The 15,689-nt window shown below is 53.0% G+C and carries 17 protein-coding genes; 6 read left to right on the top strand and 11 right to left on the bottom strand.

Annotation, left to right across the window (positions count from 1 at the left end; genetic code table 11):
• Positions 1-9: 9 nt before the first annotated feature.
• The 3 genes from fdnH to ACVXHP_RS04575 all read left to right on the top strand — a co-directional run bounded on the left by fdnH (position 10) and on the right by ACVXHP_RS04575 (position 2,271).
• Positions 10-894, top strand: coding sequence for a formate dehydrogenase N subunit beta (fdnH, locus tag ACVXHP_RS04585; RefSeq protein ID WP_316128570.1), 885 nt, complete (start codon positions 10-12; stop codon positions 892-894).
• On the top strand, positions 887-1,543 hold the full coding sequence (fdnI, locus tag ACVXHP_RS04580; RefSeq protein ID WP_016153106.1) for a formate dehydrogenase-N subunit gamma: 657 nt from the start codon (positions 887-889) through the stop codon (positions 1,541-1,543). The genes fdnH and fdnI overlap by 8 nt, the downstream gene beginning before the upstream one ends.
• Positions 1,544-1,671: 128 nt before the next feature.
• Positions 1,672-2,271 (top strand): inorganic diphosphatase, encoded by a 600-nt coding sequence (locus tag ACVXHP_RS04575; protein ID WP_316128572.1) that lies wholly within the window; start codon positions 1,672-1,674, stop codon positions 2,269-2,271.
• A gap of 47 nt (positions 2,272-2,318) precedes the next feature.
• Here the strand turns inward: ACVXHP_RS04575 and ACVXHP_RS04570 are convergent, their stop codons facing one another.
• From ACVXHP_RS04570 to ACVXHP_RS04560, 3 genes are all read right to left on the bottom strand, one after another.
• Complete coding sequence (locus ACVXHP_RS04570; protein WP_200006426.1) at positions 2,319-2,603, bottom strand: HigA family addiction module antitoxin; 285 nt, start codon at positions 2,601-2,603, stop codon at positions 2,319-2,321.
• Positions 2,603-2,881 carry a type II toxin-antitoxin system RelE/ParE family toxin gene (locus tag ACVXHP_RS04565; protein WP_061381325.1) on the bottom strand — a complete coding sequence of 93 codons (279 nt, stop codon included), beginning with the start codon at positions 2,879-2,881 and terminating at the stop codon, positions 2,603-2,605. Before ACVXHP_RS04565 ends, ACVXHP_RS04570 begins: the two co-directional genes overlap by 1 nt.
• Positions 2,882-3,101: 220 nt before the next feature.
• Positions 3,102-4,817, bottom strand: a complete 1,716-nt coding sequence (locus tag ACVXHP_RS04560; RefSeq protein WP_447570944.1) for an ABC-F family ATP-binding cassette domain-containing protein — start codon at positions 4,815-4,817, stop codon at positions 3,102-3,104.
• Positions 4,818-5,235: 418 nt separating this feature from the next.
• On the opposite strand from ACVXHP_RS04560, the gene ACVXHP_RS04555 reads away from it, so the two are divergent.
• Positions 5,236-6,138 carry an endonuclease/exonuclease/phosphatase family protein gene (locus ACVXHP_RS04555; RefSeq protein WP_447570943.1) on the top strand — a complete coding sequence of 301 codons (903 nt, stop codon included), beginning with the start codon at positions 5,236-5,238 and terminating at the stop codon, positions 6,136-6,138.
• Positions 6,139-6,206: 68 nt separating this feature from the next.
• Here the strand turns inward: ACVXHP_RS04555 and maeA are convergent, their stop codons facing one another.
• Together maeA and sra are read right to left on the bottom strand one after the other, a co-directional pair.
• Complete coding sequence (gene maeA, locus ACVXHP_RS04550; RefSeq protein ID WP_447570942.1) at positions 6,207-7,904, bottom strand: malate dehydrogenase; 1,698 nt, start codon at positions 7,902-7,904, stop codon at positions 6,207-6,209.
• Positions 7,905-8,083: 179 nt separating this feature from the next.
• Complete coding sequence (sra, locus tag ACVXHP_RS04545; protein WP_038640628.1) at positions 8,084-8,224, bottom strand: stationary-phase-induced ribosome-associated protein; 141 nt, start codon at positions 8,222-8,224, stop codon at positions 8,084-8,086.
• Positions 8,225-8,452: 228 nt separating this feature from the next.
• Between sra and osmC the strand changes: the two genes are divergently transcribed.
• Entirely contained in the window at positions 8,453-8,884 is a 432-nt protein-coding gene (gene osmC, locus ACVXHP_RS04540) for a peroxiredoxin OsmC (protein ID WP_447570941.1), read from the top strand.
• A 47-nt stretch (positions 8,885-8,931) separates the two neighbouring features.
• Here osmC and ACVXHP_RS04535 read toward each other — a convergent pair whose 3' ends face one another.
• From ACVXHP_RS04535 to ACVXHP_RS04510, 6 genes are read right to left on the bottom strand one after another with little or no spacing between them, the layout of a single operon-like run.
• On the bottom strand, positions 8,932-9,702 hold the full coding sequence (locus ACVXHP_RS04535; RefSeq protein WP_200006430.1) for a 3-hydroxybutyrate dehydrogenase: 771 nt from the start codon (positions 9,700-9,702) through the stop codon (positions 8,932-8,934).
• 11 nt (positions 9,703-9,713) lie between these two features.
• Positions 9,714-11,108 carry a GntP family permease gene (locus ACVXHP_RS04530; RefSeq protein WP_447570940.1) on the bottom strand — a complete coding sequence of 465 codons (1,395 nt, stop codon included), beginning with the start codon at positions 11,106-11,108 and terminating at the stop codon, positions 9,714-9,716.
• 43 nt (positions 11,109-11,151) lie between these two features.
• On the bottom strand, positions 11,152-12,075 hold the full coding sequence (locus ACVXHP_RS04525) for a 3-hydroxyacyl-CoA dehydrogenase family protein (RefSeq protein WP_316128579.1): 924 nt from the start codon (positions 12,073-12,075) through the stop codon (positions 11,152-11,154).
• Entirely contained in the window at positions 12,065-13,270 is a 1,206-nt protein-coding gene (locus ACVXHP_RS04520; RefSeq protein WP_447570939.1) for an acetyl-CoA C-acetyltransferase, read from the bottom strand. The genes ACVXHP_RS04525 and ACVXHP_RS04520 overlap by 11 nt, the downstream gene beginning before the upstream one ends.
• A gap of 10 nt (positions 13,271-13,280) precedes the next feature.
• A complete protein-coding gene (locus ACVXHP_RS04515; RefSeq protein ID WP_447570938.1) occupies positions 13,281-13,937 on the bottom strand; it encodes a CoA transferase subunit B in 657 nt (218 codons plus the stop codon).
• Between the two features lie 2 nt (positions 13,938-13,939).
• Complete coding sequence (locus ACVXHP_RS04510) at positions 13,940-14,647, bottom strand: CoA transferase subunit A (RefSeq protein WP_032939731.1); 708 nt, start codon at positions 14,645-14,647, stop codon at positions 13,940-13,942.
• 142 nt (positions 14,648-14,789) lie between these two features.
• Between ACVXHP_RS04510 and ACVXHP_RS04505 the strand changes: the two genes are divergently transcribed.
• Positions 14,790-15,680, top strand: coding sequence for a LysR family transcriptional regulator (locus ACVXHP_RS04505; protein WP_200006434.1), 891 nt, complete (start codon positions 14,790-14,792; stop codon positions 15,678-15,680).
• Positions 15,681-15,689 lie beyond the last annotated feature (9 nt).

Below are 15,689 nucleotides of genomic sequence, written 5' to 3'. Positions count from 1 at the left end.
GGCGAATATATGTCTATGGAAACGCAGGACATCATCAAACGGTCCGCAACAAACTCCATCACGCCGCCGCCTCAGGCCCGTGATTACAAAGCAGAGGTCGCGAAACTGATCGATGTGTCCACCTGTATAGGCTGTAAGGCCTGCCAGGTAGCATGTTCAGAGTGGAACGATATCCGCGATGAAGTCGGTCATTGCGTCGGGGTGTATGACAACCCCGCCGATCTCAGCGCCAAATCCTGGACGGTGATGCGATTTAGCGAAACCGAACAGAACGGCAAGCTGGAGTGGCTCATTCGTAAAGACGGCTGTATGCACTGTGAAGATCCGGGTTGCCTGAAGGCGTGCCCGTCTGCCGGGGCGATTATTCAGTACGCCAACGGAATCGTCGATTTCCAGTCAGAGCACTGCATTGGCTGCGGCTACTGTATTGCCGGGTGTCCATTTAATATTCCGCGCCTCAATAAAGAGGATAACCGCGTGTATAAATGTACGCTGTGTGTGGACCGTGTCAGCGTTGGGCAGGAGCCTGCCTGCGTCAAGACCTGTCCGACCGGGGCGATACATTTCGGCACCAAGCAGGAAATGCTGGAAATGGGAGAGCAGCGGGTGGCAAAACTGAAAGCGCGCGGTTTCGAACACGCCGGTCTCTACAACCCGGAAGGTGTCGGGGGCACGCATGTGATGTACGTTCTGCATCATGCCAACCAGCCGGAGCTGTACCACGGCCTGCCGAAAGATCCGCAGATCGATACCTCTATCAATCTGTGGAAAGGGGCGCTGAAACCGCTGGCTGCTGCCGGATTTATCGCCACCTTCGCCGGACTTATTTACCACTACATTGGTATTGGTCCGAATAAGGAAGTGGACGACGACGAGGAGGATCATCATGAGTAAGTCGAAAATGATTGTGCGCACGAAGTTTATCGACCGCGCCTGTCACTGGACGGTGGTGATCTGCTTCTTCCTGGTGGCGCTGTCGGGGATTTCATTTTTCTTCCCGACCCTGCAATGGCTAACGCAGACTTTCGGTACACCGCAGATGGGGCGTATTTTGCACCCGTTCTTCGGACTGCTGATCTTCGTGGCGTTAATGTTCATGTTTGTACGCTTTGTTCACCACAACATCCCGGATAAAAAAGATATCCCGTGGCTGAAAAATATTGTGGAAGTGCTGAAAGGCAATGAACATAAAGTGGCGGATGTGGGCAAGTACAACGCCGGACAGAAAATGATGTTCTGGTCGATCATGAGCATGATTTTCGTGCTGCTGATTACCGGCATTATTATCTGGCGTCCGTACTTTGCGCAGTTCTTCCCAATGCAGGTCGTGCGTTACAGCCTGCTTATCCATGCGGCGGCGGGCATTATCCTGATGCACGCTATCCTCATCCATATGTATATGGCATTCTGGGTGAAAGGTTCGATTAAAGGCATGGTCGAAGGGAAAGTAAGCCGTCGCTGGGCGAAGAAACATCACCCGCGCTGGTATCGCGAAGTTGAAAGACAAGAAGCGAAAAAAGAGAGCGAGGAAGGGGTTAATTAATCCCTGGCCTTCCCAGACCGCAATGGCGCTACATTCGTAGCGCCATTTTTTTGCCAAAAAAACGTCATGTTACTGTCATCTGCTCAACGTAAGGTGTTGTCTTTTCAATAATAGAAGAGTTAAAGACAATGCATCTGGTGAAAAAATTACTCGCAGTCAGCGTGTTTCTTTGTGCGTCCGCTCAGGCACAGAATATCCTCGAATTTCCTCAGCCGGAGAATAACCCGGAAGAGTTTTATGCGGTAACTGAAATTCCGGCAGGTGGAATGATTAAATATGAAACCGACGCCAAAACGGGGTTTATCGTTGCCGACCGTTTCCAGTCTATGCCGGTTGCTTATCCCGCCAACTACGGCTCATTGACCCAGTCTCTGGCCGGTGACGGCGACCCACTGGACGTCATTTTTTATACCCGTGCGCCGCTGGCCCCAGGAACATTGATTAAGCTGCGCGCCATTGGCGTGCTGAAGATGATCGACGGTGGAGAAAAGGACGACAAAATTGTCGCCGTTCCGGCCAGTAAAATTGACCCGACTTATGATGACATCAAAGAGTTGAGCGATCTGCCAAAGATTGAAGTGCAACGTCTGGAATCTTTCTTCCGTGTGTACAAAGAGCTGCCGGAAGGGCGCAAAAAGGTAGAATTAAACGGTTTCAACGACGCCGCCACGGCAAAGCAAGAGATTAAACAGGCCTGGGATGCCTGGAAAGAGAAAAAACCGCAGTAATGAATGACATGCCGGATGGCAAAAGTTTATCCGGCATTCAACTTTTATCACTGCACTGCCAGCTTACGCAGGCGTGAAGTATCCACGTTTTTTTGAGCCTCTGCCAGGCTCCAGGCATTTTGCAGGTTTAACCACATTTCAGGTGAACTGCCAATCACCACGGAGAGTTTGATCGCCATCTCAGGCGTTAGGGCTGCTTTCCCGGTTAATAGTCGGCTTGCCGTCGAAGGCGCAATTTCCATCGCCCTGGCAAACTCACGCAGACTAACATTGAGTTCGTCCAGCGCTTCCTGAATGATATCCCCAGGGCGGGGATGATTTGCCATTTTCATCAATGATAATCCTCGTAGTCCAGTATATACGCGTCGCCATTGACGAATTCAAACGTAATACGCCAGTTACCTGAAACAGAAATTGCCCAAACTCCATCACGCTCGCCTATAAGAGAATGAAGCTTATAACCGGGCATATTGATATCTGTAACCTTACTTGCCGCATCAATAACAGCAAGCCTGTGTCGTAATCGTCGGACATGCTTCGCCATAACGCCTGATGTACGTCCATGAAGAAACAAGTCGCGCAATCCTTTGTGTCTGAAGTTCATGATCATCCATACCTTCCTTGTTCCCTCAAGAGGAACAGTACCATTAATGTTCCTTTAAACGCAACACCAGGATTGCGATATTTTAAATTTTGCGGCGAATGTGCAAAAAGGAAAAGAGAGCAGGGGAATATCTGGAAAGCGTCACGCAAGAATTGCCGGATGGTGGGCCTACACGCGCATTTTGCTGATGTAGGCCGGATATGCTTGCGCCATCCGGCAATAAAGGTTACTCCAGTTGTGCGTTCAGACGCGCAATCTCCTTACGCCATTGCGCCTGTAACAGCGGTTTTTGATGTTTCGGCTTACGAGCAAGATCGTCGGCGAGTCGCTGCTCCAGTTCGAGAAGTTGTTCCAGTAACGCATCACTGTCGCAGCTTATTTCCTCTCTCGCTTCGACCACCGTTTTCAAGACAGGTATCTCAGCAGATGTTTCTCGAATCCGCGCATTGATCGCGTCCAGATCGTGCCATTCGCTGAGCTCGCCGTTATCAATAAACCAGAACCGGTTACAGCTTTTGCTGATAAGCTGGCGATCGTGACTGACCAGCAGCACGCCACCGTGATAGCTTTGCAGCGTTTCTGCCAGCGCCTCTTTGCCTTCCATATCCAGATGGTTGGTCGGTTCATCGAGCATCAGCAGGCTATAACGCGCCAGCGTAAGTCCAACAAACAATAACCGGGAGCGCTCACCACCGCTTAATGTACTGACCCGCTGCGCGTGACGAACCCACGGAAAGCCCGCGCTAATCAGCGCCATTTTGCGGATGTCCGGCTGAGGAGCAAACGCTTCCAGCGCGTCAAACAGCGAATCGTCATCAGCGAGCTGGTGCAGCGTCTGATCGTAATACCCCAGCGTAACGCGCGGGTGTAACACCAATGAAGGCGATGCCAGCTGTGACTGAAACTGTTGCCAGATAAGCCTTAACAGCGATGATTTCCCGCAACCGTTGCGCCCGACAATCGCCACGCGATCGCCGCTTTTTACGCGGATGCCGGCAATCGAAAACAGCGTATCGGCGCCAGGAGCAGGGGCCACAGACAGATGAGTCATCTCCAGCAAACGATCCGCACGCAGGGCATCCCCCTGCAATGTTAGTGTCCACTGACTTCCAGAGGTTACTTCGGTCTGTACCTCTTTCAGGCGCTGCACCTGTTTTTCCATCTGCTTGGCTTTACGGGAAAGGTCTTCGTTGTCGTAGACTCGCCCCCAGGTCGCCAGACGTTTGGCGCTGGCGGTGACGCGGTCGATCTCCTTTTGTTCAGCCTTATGGCGCAAGGCATCGCTGGCGTCTCTGTCTATCAGGGCCTGACGCGCCGCGCTACAGGGTAGATCGAAGGCATGCAGGGTGCGATCGCGCAGGATCCAGGTTCCGTGAGTCACCGCGTCCAGCAGTTGCGGATCGTGGGAAACCACCACAAAACTACCAGACCAGTTCTGTAAGAACTGTTCCAGCCACAGTAATGTGGGCAAATCCAGGTGGTTACCAGGCTCATCCAACAGCAGTAAATCAGGATTTCGCATCAGCGCCCGCGCTAATAACAGACGCGTGTGTTGTCCGCCGCTCAGCGTTTGTGCTGTCAGAGATAAATTCTCCGGCGTGAAACCCATTTCGGCCAGCAACGCTTCAACTCGCCATTGCTGGCTCGCGCGTTCATGCTCGGGAAGTTGGGCAAGAACCGCCTCTTGCAACGTCAGCGGTAGTATATCGTCAGGTAAATGTTGCTCCACACGCGCAAGATGACAGTGATTCGCCTGCGCGATAGCCCCGCTGGTGGGTGAAATCGTGCCGTCGAGCAGTTTTAACAGCGTACTTTTGCCGCAGCCGTTGTAACCGATAAGCCCGATGCGGTCGCCTTTTTTCAGGGTGAAGGAAAGATCGTCGAATAGCGTGCCAAATGCCGTATCAACGTGTAAGGATTGTGCGGTTAGTAATGTGCTCATTGTTGCTTACTCAAGAGTTACAGGCGTAAAAACGCCTCGTCAAACATCGCTGACGATAACCCGGTAAGCCCGAGAGAAGGGGATTGAGAAGTTAGCTTCGCTCAAGCAGAAGTTATCGCAGCACGATACCGATAACGCTTGAGCACTGGCGATCGCCAAAAGCATGTGAAACGATAAAACGTTCACAGTACAGCATAAGTATCCTCCTTTTGTTTTTCAGAATGTTAATCGGTGATGAAAGTGTAATCGCAACATATGCAGTAGTGCAAGCTTTGAACGTCCGACAGATCACAAGACAAATAAACCAGGCAAAAGTTAATTTTCTTCGCGTCGAAAGCTTGGGTTGATGATCACAATAACGATCGACGTTCTTCGGTATCCTGTCTCTCACTATTTTATTATTTGGAGAATAGATGACATGAAAAAAACAATGACATTGACGATGATTGCGCTGGGATGTTTATTTGCAAATGCACAAGCAAGTGAAAAACTCGCGGGTAATGAGATACTTAAAGTACAAAAAGGTGGCGTTCCTGACAAAATTTACACGCAGAATAAACCGCATTTAAAGATTGCCACCTATAACATTGGTAAAAATGAAGCATCTGCTGATGTGGCTGATTTTACGGCACTTAATTCGGCCATTAAAAGAATAGATGCAGATATTATTGCCGTACCAGAAGTTGATAATAAAACAGGGCGCAGTCAAAAGATTGATCAACTCAAAAAAATCGCTGATGCCAATAAACTGTATTACGCCTTCGGTAAAGCACTCGATTTTGATGGCGGTGAGTACGGGTTAGGACTGCTTTCCAAATATAAAATATTGCATACGCAGGTGGTAAAATTACCGTCGGGTAATGCTGAGCAACGCGTGGCGTTGCTGGCGCAGGTTGATGTTCCTGGGTTTGATTCTGCTCCCATCATCATGGTGACTCATCTCGACTGGCAAAAAGATCCCACCATGCGTACTGAACAAGCCCGCTATCTGTTAGATATCAGCATTGGCGACGCGACTTCGGATTTCCAGGATATCGCATCCTCTATTAAGATCCTTGCAGGGGACTTCAATTCGACCCGGGATGAGCAGCCACTTAAAGAAATACGTTACTTTTTCAATGAAGTGACGAAAGAAGGCATTGATACGCGCAGTTGGCCAGCCGTTAACCCTGCGATCGATATAGACCATATTTTCACGTTTAAAGGTCAGAAGTGGAACGTCAAAAACCTGGAAATTCCACATAATTCACCCGATTTTACGTGGTCTACGGCGAGCGATCACCTGCCGGTTATTGCTGAGCTGGAACTTTCAGAACAGTAATCTACATAAAGTATTTCGTTTATCAAACGCTTAAAATTGCCCGGCAGACTCTGCTGCCGGGCAAACCGTCAAATAGAAGTACGACGGTAGTCGCGATATTCCGCCTGCCAAAAATTATCGTCAATCGCCTGTTGCAGCGCTTCGGCGGACGTTTTCACCGCCACGCCTTGCTGCTGGGCCATTTTCCCCACCGCAAAAGCAATCGCGCGGGAAACGATCTGAATATCTTTCAGTTCCGGTAATACCAATCCTTCGCCGTTCAGCACCAGCGGTGAATACTGCGCCAGTGTTTCACTGGCCGACATCAGCATTTCATCGGTAATGCGCGATGCGCCAGAAGCAATAACACCCAGCCCGATACCCGGGAAAATATAGGCGTTGTTACACTGGGCAATCGGGAAGACTTTTTCCTTCCACACAACCGGCGCGAACGGACTGCCGGTCGCAACCAGCGCGTTACCTTCGGTCCAGGCAATAATATCTTGTGGCGTAGCTTCCACGCGTGAAGTCGGGTTAGACAACGGCATGACGATCGGACGCGAACAATGCTTGTGCATTTCGCGGATGATCTCTTCGGTAAACAGGCCGGTCTGTCCGGAAACACCAATCAGGATGTCCGGCTTAACGTTACGCACCACGTCGAGCAACGACAACACATCCTCTTGCGTATCCCAGTGCTGCAGATTTTCACGTTTTTGCACCAGTTTGGTCTGGAAGGAGAGCAGGTTCGGCATTTTGTCGGTTAACAGGCCGAAGCGATCAACCATAAACACGCGCTGACGCGCCGCTTCCTCGCTTAAACCTTCACGCTGGATTTGCGCGATGATCTGCTCGGCAATCCCGCAACCGGCAGAGCCGGCCCCGAGGAACACGATGTTCTGTTCACTTAACTGGCTACCCGCCGCGCGGCTGGCGGCAATGAGCGTACCAACGGTAACGGCTGCGGTGCCCTGAATATCGTCGTTAAACGAGCAAATTTCATCGCGATAGCGGTTCAGCAACGGCATCGCATTTTTCTGCGCGAAGTCTTCGAACTGCAGCAGCACATCCGGCCAACGATGCTTCACAGCCTGGATAAATTCATCGACAAACTCGTAGTATTCATCATCAGTGATACGCGGGTTACGCCAGCCCATATACAGCGGATCGTTCAGCAGCTGCTGATTGTTGGTACCGACGTCCAGAACGACCGGCAGGGTGTAGGCCGGACTAATCCCACCACACGCGGTATACAGCGACAGCTTACCGATCGGAATACCCATCCCGCCGATCCCCTGGTCACCAAGGCCCAGAATACGTTCGCCGTCGGTAACGACGATGACTTTGATATTGTGGTTAGGCACGTTCTGCAGGATATCGTCCATATTGTGGCGGTTCTGATAAGAGATAAACACGCCGCGCGCGCGACGGTAAATCTCAGAGAAACGCTCACAGGCAGCACCAACCGTAGGGGTATAGATAACCGGCATCATCTCATCAAGATGATTATGCACCAGTCGGTAAAACAGGGTTTCGTTGGTGTCCTGGATGTTACGCAGGTAAATATGTTTGTCGATTTCGGTTTTGAATCCCTGATACTGGATCCAGGCGCGTTCAGCCTGTTCTTCAATCGTCTCGACCACTTCCGGCAGTAACCCCAGCAGGTTGAAGTTACGGCGTTCTTCCACACTGAAAGCGCTCCCTTTATTCAGTAAAGGGAATTCCAGCAGTACCGGGCCAGCGTAGGGGATGTAAAGGGAACGCAGTTTTTTAGTTTCGTTTTCCATGTCACTCACTCTTTTTTGAATAACCGTCCCTGGCGTTCTTTATGATCGTGTGTGGCCTGTCCGCCAGGGAAACGGGCGAAGTATAAAGCATTGTGAATGGGTTAAGGGGTTTTATAAGCAAAAACACCACTGCGGTTGCAATGGTGTTTATCTCGTTATTCAGTCAGACCTGCGAAGGGCTATTTGCCGTCAGCGCGGCGTTTTCTTCCGGTAGGATTGTTGACCACACTGGTTTTGTCACCTTCGGTCACGACTTTACGTTGGTTTGAGATTTTGTGGTCCAGTCCAAGAATATGACGGGCCTGACGGTTCGATTTCATTCTAACTCCTTAATCCTGTTTCTGGTTTCAAGGGCGAGTCCGTATAAGAACGGACGAAATACAACCTGATAGAAAGCCGATGTTTAAAATAACGGCTTTCAGGATGGTCGGTCATTTTATCTGAAAGGTCAATGCTTAAGCGGTAAATGCAGAACTATCCCGTATGTGTCATGCATTTTCTCAGGCGTCCTATACTTGTAACTTCAACGACAACACAGGAGAACGGTAATGACTATCCATAAGAAAGGTCAGGCACACTGGGAAGGCGACATTAAGCGCGGTAAAGGTACCGTATCGACCGAAAGCGGCGTGCTGAATCAGCAACCGTATGGGTTTAATACCCGGTTTGAAGGTGAGAAAGGCACTAACCCTGAAGAGTTGATTGGCGCGGCCCATGCAGCTTGCTTCTCAATGGCGCTTTCGTTAATGCTGGGTGAAGCGGGCTTTACGCCAGATGCCATTGATACCACTGCCGATGTTTCTCTGGATAAGGTGGATGCGGGATTTGCGATAACCAAAGTAGCGCTGCACAGTGAGGTAAGCGTTCCGGGGATAGACGCCGCCACGTTTGACGGCATCATCCAGAAGGCGAAGGCCGGATGCCCGGTTTCGCAGGTACTGAACGCGGAAATTACGCTGGATTATCAGTTGAAGTCTTAATCGTGGTGTGCCGGATGCGACTACGTCTTATCCGGCACCAGATGATGTTATTGCGCCACCCAGCCGCCATCCATATTCCACGCAACGCCGCGCACCTGCGCCGCGCCGTCTGAACATAAAAACAACGCGAGTTCCCCTAACTGCTCCGGCGTGACGAATTCACGCGACGGTTGTTTTTCCGCCAGCAGGGCGTCACGTGCGACGTCAGGCTCTGTACCTTCGGCAATACGCTTATCAATCTGCTGCTGAACCAGCGGCGTGAGTACCCAACCGGGGCACAGCGCATTGCAGGTAATGCCCGTCTGCGCGGTTTCCAGCGCAATGGTCTTGGTTAATCCCACCACGCCGTGTTTTGCGGCCACGTAGGCGGATTTCTCTTTTGAAGCTACCAGGCCGTGAACCGAGGCGATATTAATGATGCGTCCCCAGTTTCGTGCGCGCATGCCTGGCAGCGCCAGTCGCGTAGTGTGAAAAACGGATGAGAGGTTAATAGCAATAATCGCGTTCCATTTTTCAACCGGGAAGGTTTCTACCGGAGACACATGCTGGATCCCGGCGTTGTTGACCAGGATATCCACGCCGCCGAATTCGCTTGCGGCATAGCGCATCATGTCAGCAATTTGCGCGTCATCGCTCAGGTCCGCACCATGATAGCCTGGCGTTTTACCATACTGAGCAACGGCGTCTTTGGCGGCTTCAACATCACCAAACCCGTTGAGGATCAACGTAGCGCCCGCTTGTGCCAGCACCTGAGCGATGCCTAATCCAATACCGCTGGTCGAGCCGGTAACCAGGGCGGTTTTTCCCGTTAAGTTCATGATGATTCTCCTTAAACAATTCCGGTGGTGTAGAAGACGCCGATAACAAACAGCACGGCCAGGCTTTTGATCACGGTGATGGCGAAAATCCCGCCATATGCCTGATGATGGCTGAGGCCGGTAATGGCCAGCAGGGTAATGACCGCGCCATTGTGCGGCAGGGTATCCATGCCGCCACTGGCCATTGACGCCACGCGGTGGAAGACTTCGAGTGGAATATTGGCGGCATGAGCAGCGGCAATAAAAGTGTCAGACATGGCGGCGAGGGCAATACTCATCCCGCCGGACGCCGAGCCGGTGATCCCGGCAAGAGTGGTGATGCTGATGGCTTCGTTAAGAAGCGGGTCGGGGATCGCCGCCAGCGCTTTTGACAGCACGAGGAAACCCGGCAGGGCGGCGATCACCGCACCAAAACCATACTCGGACGCGGTGTTCATTGCCGCGAGGATCGCGCCGCCAACCGCCGTTCTGCTGCCTTCCGCCAGGCGACCTTTAATGTTGCGATAGCCGAACAGCACCACCAGCAGGATCCCTGAAATCAGCGCCGCTTCCACCGCCCAGATAGCGGTTATTTTACCGACTTCGGTGGTAATCGGTTTGGCAAGGCCTGGAAGTTCCAGTTGATGCGTTGCGCCGTACCACTGTGGGATCCAGCGGGTAAACAGCAGGTTAAACACCCCAACCAGAATCAGCGGAGAGATAGCGATTATCGGGTTCGGTAGGTTAATGTTATCCGGCGTCTCCGGCTCGTTTAACAGTTCAGTGCCATAGCCTTCATTCCTGGCCTGCGCTTTACGACGCTGACGTTCGAGATAAACCAGGCCGACGAAAATAATAAACAGCGAGCCTATCAGCCCCAGCCACGGCGCGGCCCAGGCGTTAGTCCCAAAGAAGCTGGTCGGAATAATGTTCTGGATCTGCGGCGTGCCGGGTAAAGCGTCCATCGTGAAGGAGAACGCGCCGAGCGCAACGGTGGCCGGGATCAGGCGCTTAGGGATATTACTCTGGCGGAACAGCTCCGCCGCAAACGGATACACCGCAAACGCCACGACGAACAGCGATACCCCGCCATAGGTTAACAGCGCACACACCAGCACGATCACCGGAATGGCGTGACGCCGCCCGAGGATATTGATGGCGGCGGCAACAATAGAGCGGGAAAAACCAGACAATTCGATTAACTTGCCAAACACCGCTCCCAGCAAAAATACCGGGAAGTACAGCTTCACAAAACCGACCATTTTTTCCATAAACAGGCCGGTGAAGGCAGGGCCGACGGCGCTGGGTTCGGTAAGCAATACAGCACCCAATGCCGCGATGGGGGCAAACAGGATGACGCTGTATCCGCGATAGGCTGCAAGCATCAGCAGGCCCAGCGCTGCCAGGGCGATTAATACACTCATCATGACTCCTCAATATCATTGTTATAGTGGGGTACAGAAAGAGAAGTTACGGTTTCAGGGCAAAGCGCAGTTGATGCTCTCTGCGTTGCTGGATGTACTCCTTGCGCGAATCATCCCAGCGATAAAATCCCTGGCCGCTGCGCAAACCGGTATCACCGTTGGCGACCTTGTCAGCGACCAGCGACATCATGTCGCTACCTGTTGCCAGCTCCGGTAGCAGATGCCGACAAATGTCCTGTACCGTAGCAAGCCCGGTCATATCAGCGGCCTCCAGCGGGCCAACCATGGCATAGCGTCGTCCGAGGGAGGCACGCATCACCTGATCCACCACCTCCGCGCTGGCGATACCGCTTTTAACGATGTGCAACGCTTCACGCAGCAGGGCGAATTGCAGACGGTTGCCGACAAACCCTGGCGCGGCGCGATCGAGTACCACCGCTTCCAGTTGCATCGACAGCAGTAGTTTTTGTAATTCATGGAGATATTCCGCCTTCGTTGCCGTCCCCGGCACAATTTCAACCAGCGGAATAAAGTGCGGCGGGTTCCAGAAATGGGCGATCAGCAACCGCTCAGGATGGGCAAGTTTTTCTGCCAGAGCATCGGGTGGCAGTCCGCTGGTATTACTGGCGATCACCGCCTCCGGTGCGATCAGCTCTTCCAGTTGCGCATACAGTGCATGTTTAAGTTCGAGGCGTTCCGGGATGGCTTCAATCAGCAATCCGCACGCGGCAATATCCTGTAGCGACGTCGTGCCGTGTAAACGGTTCATCACCGATGCTTTTTCGCTTAGCGCAAATTGTTCAGTCGCAATAAGCTCATCCACAATACCGCTGGCAATAAGGCTAATTTCCGCAATCCGGCTGCTGTCTGTGTCGTACAACCAGACATCGTGCCCAAAGCGGGCAAAGTGGGTAGCGATGCCGACGCCCATTAAACCTGCGCCAAGTACGCAGATAGAATTATTTTGCATGAGATACCCCCTCTGGACGCTCTACTGCCAGTGCGACACCCTGACCACCGCCTACGCACAGCGTGGCCAACCCTTTAGCGGCGTTGCTGCGGGCCATTTCATGCAGCAGGGTCACCAGAATCCGGCACCCGGACGCGCCAATCGGATGACCCAGCGCGATCGCGCCGCCATTGACGTTAACTTTGCTGCTGTCCCAGTTCAGCGATTCGCCAACCGCCAGCGCTTGTGCGGCAAACGCTTCGTTGGCTTCAATGAGATCAACATCGTTCAGCGTCCAGCCAGCCCGTTTCAGACACTGAAGTGACGCTTCCACTGGCCCAATGCCCATAATAGTCGGATCGACGCCGGAGACCGCGTAGCCCGCCACCCGTGCCAGAACCGGCAAATTGAGTTCCGCGGCTTTGGCGGCGCTCATTAGCATCACCGCCGCAGCGCCATCATTAATTGAAGAAGCATTCCCGGCGGTCACCGTACCGTTTCCAGGCCGAAAGGCGGGCTTGAGCTGCGCCAGCTTATCGGCCTGAGTATCCGGACGAGGCTGTTCGTCACGGTCCACTACACGCGGCGGTTTTTTCCCCTGCGGAACGCTGACTGGGGTAATTTCCGCACTAAAACGACCGGCTTCAATCGCGGCAGCCGCTTTTTGCTGGGAGTGCAAAGCAAATGCGTCCTGTTGCTCACGACTGATAACGAATTTATCCGCCAGATTTTCCGCAGTAATGCCCATGTGATAGTCGTTGAAGGCATCCCACAAACCGTCATGCACTACGCTGTCTTTCAGGCTGGCATGACCCAGGCGCAGACCGGCCCGCGCGCCGTCGAGAAAATAGGGCGCATTGCTCATGCTCTCCTGCCCACCGGCAATCACAATTTGTGCATCACCGCAGCGAATCGCCTGTACCGCCTGATGCACAGCTTTAAGGCCCGAGCCGCACACCAGATTAATGGTTAACGCTGGTGTAGTGACCGGCAAGCCCGCGCGTAACGCCGTCTGTCTGGCCGGATTCTGGCCGCAACCCGTCGTCAGCACCTGACCCAAAATCACTTCATCAATTTGCTCTGGCGCCACGGCCGTTTTTTCCAGCAGGGAACGAATCACCACCGAACCGAGTTCAACCGCCGAAAGCGGCGCCAGCGCGCCATGAAAACTGCCAATCGGGGTGCGCGTTGCCGCGACAATAACAACATCCTGCATGGTCAGCTCCTCAGTTAAATTGCATTTCGGGGACATTTTCCGGAACGATCAACTTGCCGGCGGTTCTGGCGACGATTTCATCCACGCTGATCCCCGGGGCGCGTTCACGCAGAATGAACGCCCCGTTGGCAATCTCCAGCAGCGCCAGGTCGGTAAGCACACGTTTGATGCAGGCCACGCCGGTCAGCGGCAGGGTGCAGGCGGGAAGCAATTTCGACTCACCACTTTTGGAGGCATGGGTCATTACCACGATGATGTTGTCGGCTCCGGCCACCAAATCCATTGCGCCGCCCATGCCTTTCACCATTTTTCCAGGGATCATCCACGAGGCGATATTGCCGTTAACATCGACCTCAAACGCGCCGAGCACCGTCAGGTCAACATGGCCGCCGCGGATCATCGCGAAGGATTGCGCCGAGTCGAAAATCGCTGCGCCTTTGCGCGCCGTCACGGTCTGTTTTCCGGCGTTAATCATGTCCGCATCAATTTCGTCTTCTGTGGGAAACGGCCCCATGCCCAGCAAACCGTTTTCCGATTGCAGCATCACGTCCATACCATCGGGGATGTAGTTCGCGACCAGAGTGGGAATACCAATCCCAAGGTTGACGTAATAACCGTCTCGCAGTTCGTGGGCGACACGCATTGCCATTTGTTCACGCGTTAACATGGTCAGGCTCCTTTCTGGCGCAGGGTGCGTTGTTCAATACGTTTTTCAAATTGCCCCTGAATAATGCGGTTAACAAAAATTCCGGGGGTATGAATCGCTGCGGGATCCAACTCGCCAGGAGGGACGATCTCTTCGACTTCCACCACGGTAATGCGCCCGGCAGCGGCCATCAGCGGGTTAAAATTCTGTGCGGTATGGCGATAGATAACATTGCCGTACCAGTCGGCTTTCCAGCCTTTGACCAGCGCAAAATCCCCGGTTATGGCCTGCTCTAAAATGTACGGACGTCCGGCAAACTCGCGCACCTCTTTTCCTTCGGCCACGGGGGTACCGTATCCGGTCGCGGTGAAGAAAGCGGGGATCCCCGCGCCGCCAGCACGCAATTGTTCTGCCAGCGTGCCTTGCGGCGTCAGGATGGCTTCCAGTTCGCCACTCAGCACCTGCTTTTCAAACAGCGCGTTTTCACCCACATAGGATGCGACCACTTTGCGTACCTGACGCGTTTCCAGCAGCACGCCGAGGCCAAAACCGTCCACGCCGCAGTTGTTTGACACCACGGTAAGTCCCTGAACCTCCCGACGACGTACTTCGGCAATCAGGTTCTCAGGGATCCCACATAAGCCAAAACCGCCCGCCAGCAGCGTCATGTTGTCGGTCAGTCCTTCCAGCGCCTCTTGATACGTGGCGACCCGTTTATCCAGTCCAGCCATATACTTGCCCCTCCTGTTGTCCTTGCCGACATCATTGGGGGAGAAAAATGATTTGTTAATTTTAAATTTGTGACTCACTCATTGGGTTTTTTTATCAATTTAATGTTAATTAAAGGTATTCAACAAGTTAAAGGAATGCGAAATGGGAATGAGCATCAAACAGTTACGCGCGTTTTTAGCGGTAGCTCACACTCTGAATTTCGCTCATGCCAGTGAAAGACTGAATATGTCGCAACCCGCATTAAGTCTGGCGATTAAAGGACTGGAGGATTCGTTGGGTGGGGCATTATTGTTGAGAACCACCCGCAAGGTGACTCTGACGCAGGAAGGGGAAACGTTACTGAACATGGGGCGACAGTTGCTTGCAGACTGGGAGAACACGGAAGAGGCAATGCGCCAGCGATTCACGCTGCAACGCGGTAAAATCTCTATTGCCGCCATGCCTTCATTTGCCGCTAACGTCCTGCCGTCAGTACTGAAGACGTTTCGTGATTCCTATTCCGGTATCAACGTAACGGTGCACGATGTGATTAACGAACAGGTCATTGAGATGGTGAGTGAAGGGCGGGTGGAAATGGGCATTGCTTTCGAACCGGACTATTCCGGGCATCTGCATTTCACCCCGCTTGGCGTGGATCGTTTTATTGCGATTGTCCCGCCAACATGCCGACTGGCAGGGCGGGATCGTATTGCATGGCGTGAACTGCTGACGCTGGATTTCATCACCCTGCAACGTCCTTCCGCCGTGCGTCTGATGTTGGAAGAACAGCTGGTGCAAAGCGGGCATTCGCTGGAGGTGGCGCTGGAGAGCCATCAGCTGGTGACCGTTGGCCGGCTGGTGGCCAAGGGCCTGGGCGGCAGCGCCGTACCCGCGCTGTGCCGTACGCAAATGACAGAATTAGGCGCAACCTGTATCGATCTGGACACGCCGGTGATCCAGCGTCGGATCGGCGTTCTGCGTTCGGCACATCATAAGTTATCTACCGCCTCCGAAGTGCTGGTGGAAACACTGAAAAAGGCGTATTGCACCTGATTTTCCGCT

The organism is Citrobacter freundii complex sp. 2025EL-00176 (assembly GCF_053309355.1).
Note: the sequence above shows the minus strand (reverse complement) of the source record. Positions and strands in the feature narration are given on the sequence as shown.